This is a genomic window from Pseudomonas sp. R76, from assembly GCF_009834565.1.
Lineage (GTDB): Bacteria > Pseudomonadota > Gammaproteobacteria > Pseudomonadales > Pseudomonadaceae > Aquipseudomonas.
The window spans coordinates 1,665,165-1,679,316 of sequence record NZ_CP019428.1 but is presented as its reverse complement, the minus strand read 5'-3'; the positions used below and the strand labels follow the sequence as shown (position 1 = coordinate 1,679,316).

The following is a 14,152-nucleotide window of genomic DNA, read 5'->3' as shown; positions in this document are numbered from 1 at the left end:
CTTGAAGCAGCACGCCTATGACCCGCTCCCCGTTCCGCCGTCTGGTGTTTGGCACCTTGCGCCGACTGTTGTACCTCTGGGTTCGCTCCGAGACGATCAACCAGTCGTCCCTAACCCTTAACCTCGACCGCAGCCGGCCGGTGTTTTACGTCCTGCAATCGCCCTCACTCACCGAATTGGCCGTGGTCGATGCCGAGTGCACCAAGGCCGGCCTGCCGCGCCCGGTGCTGCCGGTGTCGGTCGGCCCCTTGATGGAACCGGCGGCGTTCTTCTACCTCACGCCGGAGCCCGACTGGCTCGGCCGCCAGGACAAGCGCGGCGCGCCGCCGACCCTGACCCGGCTGGTCAACACCCTGAGCGAACACGCCGAAGAGAATGCACAAATCATTCCGGTCAGTGTGTTCTGGGGGCAGTCGCCCGAGAGCGAGTCCAGCCCGTGGAAACTGCTGTTTGCCGACAGCTGGGCCGTCACCGGCCGCCTGCGCCGCTTGCTGAGCATCCTGATCCTGGGTCGCAAGACCCGCGTGCAATTCTCCGCGCCTATCAACCTGCGTGAATTGATCGAGCACAATAAAGGTCACGAACGCACCGTGCGCATGGCCCAGCGCATCCTGCGGGTGCACTTTCGTAACCTGAAGACCGCCGTGATCGGCCCCGACCTGTCCCACCGCCGCAACTTGGTGAAGGGCCTGGTCAATATGCCGCTGGTGCGCCAGGCCATCGCGGATGAGGCCGAGCGCGAAAAAATCACCCCGGAAAAAGCCAAGGCCCAGGCGCTGCGCTACGGCAACGAGATCGCCTCGGACTACACCTACACCGCCATCCGCTTTCTCGAAGTGGTGCTGAGCTGGTTCTGGAACAAGATCTACGACGGCATCAAGGTCAATAACATCGAAGGTGTGCAAAAGGTTGCCCAGGGTTACGAGGTGATCTACGTACCGTGTCACCGCAGCCACATCGACTACCTGCTGTTGTCTTACCTGCTGTTCAAAAACGGCCTGACCCCGCCGCACATCGCCGCCGGCATCAACCTGAACATGCCGGTGATCGGCAGCCTGCTGCGCCGTGGCGGTGCGTTTTTCATGCGCCGCACCTTCAAGGGCAACCCGCTGTACACCTCGGTATTCAACGAATACCTGCATACCCTGTTCACCAAGGGTTTCCCGGTGGAGTACTTCGTCGAAGGCGGACGCTCGCGCACCGGGCGCATGCTGCAACCGAAGACCGGGATGCTGGCGATCACCCTGCGCAGCTTCCTGCGCTCTTCGCGCATGCCGATTGTGTTTGTGCCGGTGTACATCGGCTATGAACGTGTACTGGAAGGCCGCACGTATCTGGGCGAGCTGCGCGGCGCGAGCAAGAAGAAAGAGTCGATCTTCGATATTTTCAAAGTGGTTGGTGCGCTCAAGCAGCGCTTTGGCCAAGTCGCGGTCAACTTCGGCGAGCCGATCAAACTGGCCGAGTTCCTCGATGCCGAGCAACCCGACTGGCGCGCCCAGGAGCTGGCCCCGAACTACAAACCGGCGTGGCTCAACGAAACCACCAACCGCCTCGGCGAGCAGGTGGCGCGCCACTTGAACGAAGCCGCCGCGGTCAACCCGGTGAACCTCGTGGCGCTGGCATTGCTGTCGACCACACGCCTGGCCCTGGACGAACAAGCCATGGCGCGCCAGTTGGACCTGTACCTGGCGCTGCTGCGCCGCGTGCCGTACTCGCCGCATACCACCCTGCCGGAAGGCGATGGCCTGGCGCTGATCAAGCACGTCAAGGACATGGACCTGCTGTCGGAACAGAGCGACGCCCTCGGCAAGATTTTGTACCTGGACGAGCAGAACGCCGTCCTGATGACCTACTACCGCAACAACGTGCTGCACATCTTCGCCCTGCCGGCGTTGCTGGCGAGCTTCTTCCAAAGCAGCTCGCGCATGAGCCGCGAACAGATCCTGCGCTACACCCGCGCGCTTTACCCGTACCTGCAATCGGAGCTGTTTATCCGCTGGTCGCTGGACGAGCTGGACGCGGTGGTCGACCAGTGGCTTGAGGCGTTTGTCGAGCAAGGCCTGCTGCGCTTCGAGAACGACGTGTACCTGCGCCCGGCACCGAGTTCGCGGCACTTTGTGCTGCTGACGTTGCTGTCCAAGAGCATCGCCCAGACCCTGCAGCGTTTCTACATGGCGATTTCGCTGCTGCTCAACAGCGGCCAGAACAGCATCAGCGCCGAGGAACTGGAAGACCTGTGCACAATCATGGCCCAGCGCCTGTCGATCCTGCACGGCCTCAACGCCCCGGAGTTCTTCGACAAGAGCCTTTTCCGACATTTCATCCAGACATTGCTGGAGCAAGATGTGCTGCGCCGCGATGAGGCCGGCAAGTTGAGTTACCACGACTTGCTCGGTGAGCTGGCTGAAGGCGCGGCGAAACGCGTACTGCCCGCCGATATTCGCCTGTCGATCCGCCAGGTGGCATTGCACCGTGTCGATGGCGCAGCTGAGGCGCCCGTCGAACCTGCAGCCGTCACGCCTGAAGAAAACCGCTAGATTGAATAAGGCGCCGGATGGATTCCGGCGCCGTTGAAAAGGAGCTGTACCATGAAAAAGATCATCCTCCTGGGCCTGACCGCCCTGCTCGGAGCCTGCCAATCCATGCACCCCGCGCCCAAGGCCAGCCTCGACGGCGAAGTGTTCTATCTGCAACGCATCGCCCTGCCGCCCGCCGCCACCTTGAGCGTCAGCCTGCAAGACGTGTCCTTGATGGACGCGCCGGCCGTGACCCTCGCCGAACAGAAAGGCCCGGTCAAAGGCCAGGTGCCGCTGCCGTTTCACCTGAGCTACGACCCGGCACAGGTCAAGCCCGGCCACACTTACTCGGTGAGCGCTCGCATCGAGCTGGACGGCAAGCTACTGTTCATCACGACTGAACGGCACGCGGTACAGCTCAATGGCCAAGACCCACAACCGCTGCGCCTGCGGGTGGATGCGGTCGCGCACTGATATTTTCCAGAACATAAGCCCTATCAAAAGGAAGCGCCCATGCTCCGTAACTCTCTTCGCCTCACTGCCCTGTGCGCCGGCCTGCTGCTCGGCGCCAACGCCATGGCCCTGTCACTCGGCAGCCTGTCCCAAGGTGACGCCAGCGGTGGCCTCAAGGACGCACTGACCCAAGGCGCACAAATCGCCGTGAAACAGCTGGGGGTTCCCGGTGGTTTCAGCAATAACCCTGAAGTAAAAATCGGCCTGCCCGGCAAGCTGGGCAAAGTCGCCGACAAGCTGAAAATGTTTGGGATGGGTGATCAGGTCACGCAACTGGAAACCAGCATGAACAAGGCGGCTGAAACCGCCGTGACCCAGGCTCAACCGATTCTGGTCAATGCCGTGAAGAACATGAGCGTGACCGACGCCAAGGGCATCCTCACCGGCGGCCAGGACTCGGCCACTCAGTACCTGAACAAAACCAGCCGTGAAGAGATCCGTGCCAAGTTCCTGCCGATCGTCAAGGCCGCCACCGACAAGGTCGGCGTTGCCCAGCAGTACAATGCCCTGGCCGGCAAGGCGGCAGCGTTTGGCGCGGTTGATGCCAAAAGTGCCAACGTCGAAAGCTACGTGACCGAACAAGCGCTGGACGGCCTGTTCAAGATGATCGCGCAGCAGGAAGAAACCATTCGCAAGAACCCGGCGGCCGCAGCCACCAGCCTGGCCAAGAAAGTGTTTGGCGCGCTGTAACCATTCACACCCGATGCGCCAACCTCCGTTGCCACGGACGTTGGCGCACCGGCCCTTCGCTAATACCTTATCGGTGCAACGAAGTCAGCGAGTGCATCGGCCTGTCGGGCAGCGGGTACTCACACACCGGGTAGGGATGGGAGTTGCCGTGACCTGGCCTTTCGGGCAGGGAGTGGCCCGCGCCAGTTGTGGATGAATAAGCAGGGTGATGGCGCTTACGCCGGTGTGGCGAGGCGGTTTCAGGCCCCCGAACAGCTACGTTATTGCCCAACAAGGCGCCAAGAAACGCACCTTTGAACGCAGCGATAGCATTAAGAAACGACATATGACACTCCATAAACTCATTGGAAAAGCCCGGCCGCCAACTGGCAAAGCCGAAACCTGTGCCTGTCCATCAGGCAAATCTGAGTGGAGTAAAAAAAGCCGATCGTTCCAGCCACATTGATGCCTGTTTGCATCAGCATGTGAATCACCCCGTAACCGAGTCCGCCAACCGCCCGATCATGAGCGTGGCAAAACAGCAAATGGCCACGGAGGTTGCCCGATTGATCTTCAACGGTGTGAGCCACGTCTGCTGAACCCCTTCGAAACGGCTGCCCAGTACGATCCACGCAGCGCCTACCGGTATTACCACCAACGCCAGCGTAGCCATGAACCCGGCATAGCCTTGCAACGAATCAAACGTGCTGACCGGCGCGATAAACGAAACGATCAGCAGGCCTTTGGGGTTCATCACCGTGAGCCAGAAGAAATACAGGCTGGAGAAAGGGTCGCCGGCCGCAATGGCATCGGCGCTTTTGCGCTGCCAAAGCCTGAAAGAGACATACAAAAGGTAACAGGCCGCACCCAGCTGTATGGCTTTCAAAGCCCATGACGAATACGCCGCCAGGTACAGCAATGCCACGCCCCACACCGATACCTGCAACAGGTACGCCAGGCACTCGATGAATGCCAGCTTCCACGAAGCCCGGCACCCGAACAACACACCGGCACGCAACAGCAGCGTGTTGGTTGGGCCCGGGGCGAGTAGCAACAACGTTAGGGCTGAAACGGTGGCCAACATGATTACGCGACGTCCTTCCTCACTCGGAACCACGCAGCATACAGGGCCGGCAGGAACAATAGGGTCAACGCCGTCGCCACAATCAAACCGCCCATGATCGCCACGGCCATCGGCCCGAAGAACACGCTGCGTGACAGCGGAATCATCGCCAGCACCGCCGCCAGAGCTGTCAGCACAATCGGGCGGAAGCGTCGCACAGTGGCTTCGATGATCGCTTGCCACGGCGCCAGGCCGGCCTTGATGTCTTGTTCGATCTGGTCCACCAGGATCACCGAGTTACGCATGATCATCCCCGACAAGGCGATGGTCCCCAGCATGGCGACAAAGCCGAACGGTTGGCGAAACACCAGCAGGAACAAGGTCACGCCGATAAGGCCCAGCGGCGCTGTGAGAAACACCATCGCCGTGCGTGAGAAACTGCGCAGTTGCAGCATCAGCAACGTCAGCACCACCACGATAAACAGTGGTACCCCGGCCTTGACCGAGTTCTGGCCACGCGCGGAATCCTCGACGGTGCCGCCCACTTCAAGCAGGTAACCATCCGGCAGTTCGGCACGTACGCCTGCGAGGGTCGGCAGGATTTGCTGCACCAACGTTGCCGGTTGTTCCTTGCCATAGATATCGGCGCGCACGGTCACCGTCGGCAGCCGGTTGCGGTGCCAGATAATGCCCTCTTCGAAGCCATATTCGAGGGTGGCGATTTGCGACAGCGCAACGCTTTTACCGTTGTCGGTCGGCACCGCCAGGCTCGGCAGCAGCGACAATTCGGTGCGTTCATGCACGGTGCCGCGCAGCAGGATTTCGATCAATTCGTTGTCCTCGCGGTACTGGCTGACGCTGGAGCCGGTGAGAGAACTCTGCAGGAATTTCGACAGGTTGGCGGTGCTTACGCCGAGGGCACGGGCGCGGTCCTGGTCGATATTGAGGTAAACGATCTTGCTCGGTTCTTCCCAGTCCAGGTGCACGTTGACCACGTGGGTATTTTCGCGAACCTTGGCCGCCACCTGGCGCGCCAGGGCGCGAACTTCTTCGATGTGTTCGCCGGTCACACGGAACTGCACCGGGTAGCCCACAGGCGGGCCGTTCTCCAGGCGCGTAACCCGCGAGCGCAACTCGGGGAACTGTTCATTCAGGGTTTCAATCAGCCAGGTGCGCAGGCTTTCGCGCTCTTCGATGGTCTTCGCCAGCACCACAAATTGCGCGAAGCTGGCGGCCGGCAACTGCTGGTCCAGCGGCAAGTAAAAGCGTGGCGAACCGGTGCCGACATAAGCCACGTAGTTGTCGATACCGGCGTGTTCCTTGAGCAAGGCTTCCAGGCGCTTGACCTGCTCGGCGGTGTTGCTCAGGGAAGCGCCTTCCGCCAATTTGAGGTCGACCATCAACTCCAACCGCCCCGAGGCCGGGAAGAACTGTTGGGGCACAAAGCGAAACAGCGCGACCGAGCCGATAAACAGCACCAGCGTCAGTAAAATCACGGTTTTGCGCCGACGCACGCACCATTCGACCAAACGTCTTACACGCTGATAGAAGGGTGTGCCGTAGGGATCTGGCCCATCTGTGCCGTGTTTGGCCGCATGAATTTTCGCCAGATCAGGCAGGAGTTTTTCCCCCAGATACGGCACAAACACCACGGCAGCGACCCAGGATGCCAGCAACGCGATGGTCACCACCTGGAAGATCGAGCGGGTGTATTCGCCGGTGCTCGATTGCGCGGTGGCAATCGGCAGGAAGCCCGCCGCGGTTATCAACGTGCCGGTAAGCATCGGGAACGCGGTGCTGGTCCAGGCGAAACTCGCAGCCTTGAGGCGGTCGTAGCCCTGCTCCATTTTGATCGCCATCATTTCCACGGCGATGATCGCATCGTCCACCAGCAGGCCCAGGGCCAACACCAAGGCGCCGAGGGAGATCTTGTGCAGGCCGATGCCGAGGTAATACATGGTGGCAAAGGTCATCGCCAGCACCAGCGGAATCGCCAGGGCCACGACCATGCCGGTGCGCACGCCGAGGGAGAAGAAGCTCACCAGCAAGACGATGGCCAGTGCCTCGGCGAGTACCTGGACGAATTCGCCGACGCTGGTTTTCACTGCTGCCGGTTGGTCCGACACCTTGCGCAGCTCCATGCCTGCCGGAAGGCTCTTCTGCAGCCGTGCGAATTCGCCTTCAAGCGCCTTGCCGAGCACCAGAATGTCGCCGCCGTCGCGCATGGCCACGGCCAAACCGATGGCGTCTGCGCCCATGTAGCGCATGCGCGGTGCCGGTGGGTCGTTGAAGCCCCGGTGGATGTCGGCGACGTCACCAATACGGAAAGTGCGGTCACCGACACGGATCGGGAAGTTACGGATCTCCTCCACCGTCTTGAAGTTGCCCGACACCCGCAGCTGTACACGCTCGGTCGGGGTTTCAAAGAAGCCAGCCGTAGAGACGGCGTTCTGCTCCTGCAAGGCCTGTTGCACGGCCGCCAATGGCAGGCCGAGGGTGGCGAGCTTGAGGTTGGACAGCTCGATCCAGATTTTCTCGTCCTGCAGGCCAAGCAGCTCGACCTTGCCCACATCCGGCACACGTTGCAGTTGAATCTGGATGCGGTCGGCGTAGTCCTTGAGCACCGCGTAGTCGAAGCCGTCACCCGTCAGGGCGTAGATATTGCCGAAGGTGGTGCCGAATTCATCGTTGAAAAACGGCCCCTGAATATCCGGCGGCAAGGTCTGGCGAATATCGCTGATTTTCTTGCGCACCTGATACCACAAGTCGGGAATCTGCGCCGAGCGCATCGAGTCGCGGGCCACGAAGGTGACTTGGGATTCACCGGGACGCGAGAAGGAGACAATGCGTTCGTAGTCGCCGGTCTCCATGAGTTTTTTCTCGATACGCTCGGTGACCTGCCGTGAGACTTCCTGGGCCGTGGCCCCCGGCCAGTTGGTCTTGATGACCATGGCCTTGAAGGTAAACGGCGGGTCTTCACTTTGCCCCAGCTTGGTGTAGGACAACGTGCCGACCACCGCCAGCAGGATCATCAGGAACAGTACGATCTGGCGGTTACGCAACGCCCATTCGGAAAGATTGAAACCCATCGGGGACTACTCCTTGTTGGCCGCCAGATTCACCACGCGGTTGGAGCGATCCACCGGGCGCACCTGCTGGCCCTCATGGAGCACGTGCACACCGGCTGCAATCACCCAGTCGGTGGGCGCCAGGCCTTCCAGTACCGGCACGTTTTTTTCACCGAAGGCGCCGATGCGCACCGGGGTGCGCTTGAGCGTGTTGTCCGGCTGCACCACCCAGACGTAGGACGCGCCGTTCTCCGCACTCAGGGCCGACAGCGGCACCGACAGCGCAATCACGCCATCGGCCTGTATGAACACGCGGGCACTCTGGCCCAGTTCAGCCGGGACTTTGCCGCCGGTGAACGCGACGCGGGCAGCGAATGTACGGGATTTGGGGTCGGCGGCAGGCGACAGCTCACGAATGCGCCCGGCAAAACGCTGGTCGGGCTGGCTCCACAGTTCGACCGACACCGGTTGGCCGATCTTGAACCGGCCAAAGCCTTGCTCGGGCAGGCTGATCAGCACTTCACGTTCGCCATCGGTGGCCAGGGTGAACACGGTCTGGCCTGCGGAAACCACTTGGCCAACTTCCACCGCGCGCTTGGCGACCACACCGTCCTGCGGCGCACGCAACACGGCGTAACTCGCCTGGTTGTTGGACACGTCGAACTCGGCCTTGATCTGCTTCAGGCGTGCTTCGCCGGAGCGGTAGAGGTTTTCGGAATTGTCGTACTGGGAACGGCTGACCATCTGACGGTCCATCAGGGTCTTGTAGCGGTCACGCTCGGCACGCACCAGGCTCAGGTTGGCCTCGGCGGCGGCGACTTGGGCGCGGGTGGCTTCCAGTTGCAGGCGCACATCCTGCGGGTCGAGTTCGGCCAGCGGCTGGTTGGCCTTGACCCGCTCGCCCTCCTCCACCAGGCGTTTGCTGACTTTGCCGCCAATGCGAAAGGCCAGGTCCGGCTCATACCGCGCCCGCACCTCGCCTGGAAAGCTGTCCATCGCCTGCGCCGAAGGCTGCGGTTGCACCACCATGGCCGGGCGGATGGTGGTTTGGGCCGCTTCTTCATGGCCGCAGGCGGCCAACAGGAAGACCAGGCTGACAGGCAACGCAAGGGGCAGGAAAGTACTGCGCATGCTGAAGGACCTTTCGCAAATGGAGCTAGGAATAATTATACTGGCCGGTATGTTATTAATACCAAACTCACCAGTCCAGTATTAAAGGTGAAAATGTCCGACAATCCTGTGAACACCAATAGCCCCGGGCGTCCCAAGGACATGGCAAAACGCCAGGCAATCCTCGAAGCGGCGAAAGTATTGTTCTTGAGTAATGGCTACGCGAGCACCAGCATGGACGCCGTGGCCCTTGAAGCCGGCGTGTCGAAACTGACCGTCTACAGCCACTTCACCGACAAAGAGACGCTGTTCACCGCCGCCGTCGTGGCGAAATGCGAAGAGCAACTGCCGGTGATGTATTTCGAACTGCCAGCAGGTATGCCCGTGGACACCGTGCTGCTGAACATCGCACGGGGTTTCCATCGGCTGATCAACAGCGAAGAGTCGGTGAACCTGCATCGCCTGATGATGACCACCGGCAATCAGGACGTGAAACTCTCGCAGATCTTCTTTGAGGCCGGGCCCATGCGCATGCTGCAGGGCATGGAGCGCTTGCTCAGCAAGATCGACCAGAGCGGTGCGCTGAGCATCGACAAACCGTTTACGGCGGCCGAACACTTCTTTTGCCTGCTCAAGGGCACGGCGAATTTCTGTTTGCTGTATGGCTGCGGCGGGCAACTGAGTGAAGAAGCCGCCGAGGCGCATGTGCAGGAGGTGGTGGGGTTGTTTATGCGGGCTTATCGGCCCTGACGTCTTGTGCTGCCTGTACCGGCCCTATCGCAGGCAAGCCAGCTCCCACAGGAGAATGCATTCCAGCAATGAGAACACGGTCAACTGTGGGAGCTGGCTTGCCTGCGATGAGGCCCTCAAGGCTTAAGCGCTTTCTTGGGATAGATGTCATACCGGCTCGACTTGCCATCCAGCGCATGGCTCGGCTTGGGCCCTTCAATGCACGGCGCCTTGCGCGGGCGCTTGACCACCACACGGTGGCTGGCCAAGGCCAACGCCGCGGCAAGCAACGCCGGCGCGTCCGGGTCATCGCCCACCAGTGGCCGGAACAGGCGCATTTCCTTCTTCACTAACGCAGTTTTCTCACGATGAGGAAACATCGGGTCGAGGTAGATCACCTGCGGCGGCTCACCTTCCCAATTGCGCATCACGTCGATGGAGTTGCCTTTGAGCAACTGCATGCGCGCCACAATCGGTGCCACTTCAAAATCATCCGCGCCACGGGCCAGGCCGTCTTCGAGCAAGGCGCCGATCAGTGGCTGGCGCTCGATCAGGCTCATCTCGCAACCCAGGCTGGCCAGTACAAACGCGTCCTTGCCCAGCCCCGCCGTGGCGTCCAGCACCCGTGGGCGTACGCCTTGGGCAACGCCCACGGCCTTGGCGATCATCTGCCCACTGCCACCGCCGTATAAACGCCGGTGCGCTGCGCCACCTTCGACAAAGTCCACGCGCACCGGCCCCGGCGCGTCTGGCCCGAGCTGTTGCAGCTGCAGGCCATGTTCGCCGACTTGCAGGGAAAAATCCGCCTCATCCAGTTGCAAAGGCAAGCCAAGCTGCGCAGCCCAGTGCTCGGCGCGCGCCTTAAAACCTTCGGCCAAGGCCTCGACCCGAATGCGGCTGGCCGCTGGTTGTTCGCTCATCAATCGCTACGCTCAAAAATATTAAGGATCGGCAAACAACGGCCGATAAAAACAACAGTCAGGTATTTTGCCAGAGCTGAGCGTCGACCGAGAAAAATGTCAGACATTCTTCCCCTAACTATCGGTGTACTGCCGACCCACAACCATTACGGCCTGCGCAATACTCAAGCGCTGGCCGGGGTGAGTCATGTGTGGCAGGACTTCTTCGCCCGGGCGCTGGCCGAGCAGCTCGGCGACACGCCGGACGCGCTCGCCGCCAAGGCACCGGCACCGAGAGACCCGGCGGTAGAGCCCAGTGAAGGCGCCGACCTGCTGTCGCAGATCCTCACCCAACGTGAGTGCGACGTAAAAGACACCGAGATCGCCCCCCCGGAGCCGCTGTTCCTGCCGATCGCCGAATTTGAAACCGAGCTGCTGCCACCGCCCGCCACGCCGTTCCCGGCCGATGAAATCGTCGCCCAACAACGCCAGCAAAACTTCGCAAGCGGCTGGGTCCGTCCGATTGTACTGAGCGCCGGCCAACCGCTGCCTGAACCTGGCCCGGCGCCGGAACCCCAGCCGCTGCACCTGCCGATCGCCGAGTTCGAACTGGACCTGCTGCCACCGCCTGCCACGCCCTACCCGGCCGAAGAACTGGCAGCCCAGCAAAAGGCGCTCGACTTCGACTACCACTGGGCACGTCCACTGATCCTCAACAACCTGCGCCTGGCCGCCTGAGTATCAACGACAGACCCACCAACGCCCCATGTCCAGATGGAAGTGGTTGCGATGGGCGGCGTTGTAGTCCGGGCTCAACACCACGTTGAAATCATCACACGCAGCGTCGCGCACTTGCCGCAAAAACCGTGCACTTTCGCCCTCGCCGGGCCAGTCCTTGAGCACGCTGATGCTGCGCCCGTCCGCGAGGCGAAAGCCGGCGATATCCAGGGCATTGGCCGAGGCATGCTGACTCAGCCGGCCATCTGCGCGGTTATACATGTTGCGACAGGCAAAGCTGCCCAGGTGATCGACCCGCGTCACCGCCTGGCCAAATACCGCCCGGGCCGCGGGTTGCAGGCTGTGGCGCTCGAACAGGGCAAACGCCACAGCCAACGGGCAACTGGCGAGAAAACTGCTGCTCAAGGCCACGTCGGCGCCCTGTACGCGCAAGACGTTGCGCAGTGGGCATGCGGCGTCCGCCGGGCTGTCAGCCTGATGGCTGACGCGCAAACCCGAGGTTTTCAGCACCTGATCACACAGCGCCGGATCATCCTGCAACCGGCCAAGTTTGAAACGGGTCAGCAGGTTCGGGCTGGCACGCACATCCAGCGGCGCCCACGGGTTCCACTCATCAGGCAACGGCAGCCAACCCCGCCACACGCCAACAGCGCACAGACACGCCAGCAACAGCAGTACACCGATCACTTTGAAAAACCGCACGGCTCAGCCCTTGAAGAATTGGTTGGCCTGGCTGAACGGCATCTTGCGCTCGGTGAAGGTAAAAGTGCCCAACTCATACACCTCCTGCGCAGCCCGGTAGAACTCGCCATACGCCGCCAGCGCCAAGGCCGAGCCGACGCTGATGCGGCGCACGCCCATCGCGCTCAACTGCGCGACGCTGAGGTTCAAGCCACCGGACATCAACACATTCACAGGCTTTGGCGCGACGGCCTTGACCACGGCCAGTACTTCTTCGGCGCTGCGCAGCGCCGGGGCATACAACACGTCGGCGCCCGCTTCGGCGTAGGCCTGCAGGCGGCGGATGGTGTCAGGCAAATCCAGGCGACCATGCAGGAGGTTTTCCGCGCGAGCCGTCAGCGTGAAGGGAAATGGCAGGCTGCGTGCAGCCACAACGGCGGCTTCCACGCGCTCAACCGACAAATCAAAAGGGTAGATTGGGTCGACGGCAATGCCCGTGGCGTCCTCAATGGAGCCGCCGACGATGCCGGTGGCCGCCGCACGCAGGATCGTCTGGGCGCAGCCTTCAGGCGTGTCGCTGAAGCCGTTTTCCAGGTCCGCCGCCACCGGCAGCGAAGTCGCCCGCGCGATGGTTCCGGCGTTGCCCAAGGTATCCTCCAGAGACAACGCGCCTTCCGCATCCGGCCGCCCGATGCTGAACGCAAACCCTGCGCTGGTGGTGGCCAACGCCTCAAAGCCCAGGCTGGCAAGCATGATGGCCGAGCCGGCATCCCACGGGTTGGGCATCACGAACGCGCGATCACGCTCGTGCAGGGCCTTGAAGGTTTCGGCGCGAAGGGTTTGGGCATCCATGTCTGACTCCTGGCGAAAAAGGAGCCTTAGAGTAACCCCAGTTGCTCCACTGCGGGTTCGCGATGCAAGGTCGGCAGCGGCGGCAGGCCCGGCAACCGCGCCATCAGTTTTTCATGAAATCGCAGCGCCAGTTGCGCGGCGAGGCGGTTATCCGAGGTGTGCAGGAACACGTACGGCGTACGCCCTTCCTCGATCCAACCGGCGATTTTTTCCACCCAGGGGATCAGAAACGGGTCGTTGGCTTCCAGCTCCGGATGGCCGATGAAACGCACTTGGGGAAACAGCGTCAGCGCAGCAGGGCGCGGCGGCACCTTGGGCTTTTTCGATTGGGCGTGCAGCACGGCCGCCGAGGTGGAGGTGCAGCTGAACAGGGCGCGCGGGTCGAGGCAGATTCGCTCGACACCCCGGTCGCGCAGCAGGCGGTTGAGCATCCGCTCGGCATCGCCTTTGGCGAAGAACGCCTGGTGACGCACCTCCACCGCCAGCGGGCGCTCCAGGCCATCAATAAACCCGGCCAGTTCACCGAGGCGTTGTGGCGAAAAGCTCGCCGACAATTGCAGCCACAGCGGCGAAACACGTTCGCCCAGCGGGCTCATCAAGCCGACAAAACTTTCCGCCGCCGGCAGTTGCTCGCGCAGGTCGCCAGCGTGGCTGATGTCGCCGGGGAATTTGGCGGTGAAGCGAAAATCCTCAGGCATGATTTCAGCCCAGCGCTGCACAGTGGCGGCCGAGGGTCGGGCATAAAATGTGGTGTTGCCTTCAACGGCGTTGAAGACTTGGGAATACAGCGCAAGGTAGTCGCCGGAGCGCGCATCGGCCGGGTACAGGTACTCGCGCCAGGCGTTTTCACTCCAGGACGGGCAGCCGATAAAGTAAGGCAGACGCATCAGATATGGATGTCGAGACCCAGCACTTCCATATCCCATTCGACAAAGCCGGCGGTGGTCAGGTAGCTGGCCAGGGCGGTGGCGACGCTTTTGCTCATGGAGCGGGGGAAGACCATGTCTTGCTGACGGGCGGGAAGACCGCTGATACGCGCGCCACCTGCAGCGCCTTGTGCGCTGGCATGCGACTCGGACTGAACCTCGATGAAATCCGGCGAATCTTCGACGGAATCGTCTACCGTCACGTTTGCCTTGCGCGGCTTACGCTTGAGTGGGTAGGACTGTGAGGAAAAGCCGTCTATACGCATACATGCAGACTCGGTATCAATGATGGCAATTTAGCGGCACTTTCCGTAGTGCGCAAATGCTCTGGTGATAACTAGAACACATAATTTGTAAAAGGTTTACAAACAGGGGCAAATTCTGACGA

Annotated in this window: 13 protein-coding genes; 5 read left to right on the top strand and 8 right to left on the bottom strand. The window is 61.6% G+C overall.

Annotated features, from left to right (window positions below):
* Nucleotides 1–17 precede the first annotated feature (17 nt).
* From plsB to PspR76_RS07590, 3 genes are read left to right on the top strand one after another with little or no spacing between them, the layout of a single operon-like run.
* A complete protein-coding gene (plsB, locus tag PspR76_RS07600) occupies nucleotides 18–2,537 on the top strand; it encodes a glycerol-3-phosphate 1-O-acyltransferase PlsB (protein ID WP_159954643.1) in 2,520 nt (839 codons plus the stop codon).
* Nucleotides 2,538–2,588: 51 nt separating this feature from the next.
* The gene (locus PspR76_RS07595; RefSeq protein WP_159954642.1) at nucleotides 2,589–2,990 is read left to right on the top strand and encodes a YbaY family lipoprotein; all 402 of its coding nucleotides are present in this window, start codon (nucleotides 2,589–2,591) and stop codon (nucleotides 2,988–2,990) included.
* Between the two features lie 39 nt (nucleotides 2,991–3,029).
* Nucleotides 3,030–3,719, top strand: a complete 690-nt coding sequence (locus PspR76_RS07590) for a DUF4197 domain-containing protein (RefSeq protein ID WP_159954641.1) — start codon at nucleotides 3,030–3,032, stop codon at nucleotides 3,717–3,719.
* A gap of 469 nt (nucleotides 3,720–4,188) precedes the next feature.
* On the opposite strand, the gene PspR76_RS07585 is transcribed toward PspR76_RS07590, so the two are convergent.
* The 3 genes from PspR76_RS07585 to PspR76_RS07575 are packed head-to-tail and all read right to left on the bottom strand — an operon-like array spanning nucleotide 4,189 to nucleotide 8,960.
* Nucleotides 4,189–4,782, bottom strand: a complete 594-nt coding sequence (locus PspR76_RS07585) for a LysE family translocator (RefSeq protein WP_159954640.1) — start codon at nucleotides 4,780–4,782, stop codon at nucleotides 4,189–4,191.
* 2 nt (nucleotides 4,783–4,784) lie between these two features.
* Nucleotides 4,785–7,850: an efflux RND transporter permease subunit gene (locus PspR76_RS07580; RefSeq protein ID WP_159954639.1), complete on the bottom strand. Its 3,066-nt coding sequence runs from the start codon at nucleotides 7,848–7,850 to the stop codon at nucleotides 4,785–4,787.
* A gap of 6 nt (nucleotides 7,851–7,856) precedes the next feature.
* Complete coding sequence (locus tag PspR76_RS07575) at nucleotides 7,857–8,960, bottom strand: efflux RND transporter periplasmic adaptor subunit (RefSeq protein WP_159954638.1); 1,104 nt, start codon at nucleotides 8,958–8,960, stop codon at nucleotides 7,857–7,859.
* Nucleotides 8,961–9,053: 93 nt separating this feature from the next.
* Between PspR76_RS07575 and PspR76_RS07570 the strand changes: the two genes are divergently transcribed.
* Nucleotides 9,054–9,689, top strand: coding sequence for a TetR/AcrR family transcriptional regulator (locus tag PspR76_RS07570; protein ID WP_159954637.1), 636 nt, complete (start codon nucleotides 9,054–9,056; stop codon nucleotides 9,687–9,689).
* Nucleotides 9,690–9,805: 116 nt separating this feature from the next.
* Here the strand turns inward: PspR76_RS07570 and PspR76_RS07565 are convergent, their stop codons facing one another.
* Nucleotides 9,806–10,588, bottom strand: a complete 783-nt coding sequence (locus PspR76_RS07565; RefSeq protein ID WP_159954636.1) for a class I SAM-dependent methyltransferase — start codon at nucleotides 10,586–10,588, stop codon at nucleotides 9,806–9,808.
* 96 nt (nucleotides 10,589–10,684) lie between these two features.
* Here PspR76_RS07565 and PspR76_RS07560 point away from each other — a divergent pair, with 96 nt between their 5' ends.
* Nucleotides 10,685–11,305: an energy transducer TonB gene (locus PspR76_RS07560; RefSeq protein WP_159954635.1), complete on the top strand. Its 621-nt coding sequence runs from the start codon at nucleotides 10,685–10,687 to the stop codon at nucleotides 11,303–11,305.
* Between the two features lie 3 nt (nucleotides 11,306–11,308).
* Here the strand turns inward: PspR76_RS07560 and PspR76_RS07555 are convergent, their stop codons facing one another.
* Genes PspR76_RS07555 through PspR76_RS07540 form a run of 4 tightly spaced genes read right to left on the bottom strand, consistent with a single transcriptional unit; the run spans nucleotide 11,309 to nucleotide 14,030 of the window.
* On the bottom strand, nucleotides 11,309–12,007 hold the full coding sequence (locus PspR76_RS07555; protein WP_159954634.1) for an extensin-like domain-containing protein: 699 nt from the start codon (nucleotides 12,005–12,007) through the stop codon (nucleotides 11,309–11,311).
* Between the two features lie 3 nt (nucleotides 12,008–12,010).
* Nucleotides 12,011–12,838 (bottom strand): isocitrate lyase/PEP mutase family protein, encoded by an 828-nt coding sequence (locus PspR76_RS07550; RefSeq protein ID WP_159954633.1) that lies wholly within the window; start codon nucleotides 12,836–12,838, stop codon nucleotides 12,011–12,013.
* A gap of 26 nt (nucleotides 12,839–12,864) precedes the next feature.
* A complete protein-coding gene (locus tag PspR76_RS07545; RefSeq protein WP_159954632.1) occupies nucleotides 12,865–13,725 on the bottom strand; it encodes a DUF72 domain-containing protein in 861 nt (286 codons plus the stop codon).
* Entirely contained in the window at nucleotides 13,725–14,030 is a 306-nt protein-coding gene (locus PspR76_RS07540) for a hypothetical protein (protein ID WP_159954631.1), read from the bottom strand. The genes PspR76_RS07545 and PspR76_RS07540 overlap by 1 nt, the downstream gene beginning before the upstream one ends.
* Between the last annotated feature and the right edge of the window lie 122 nt (nucleotides 14,031–14,152).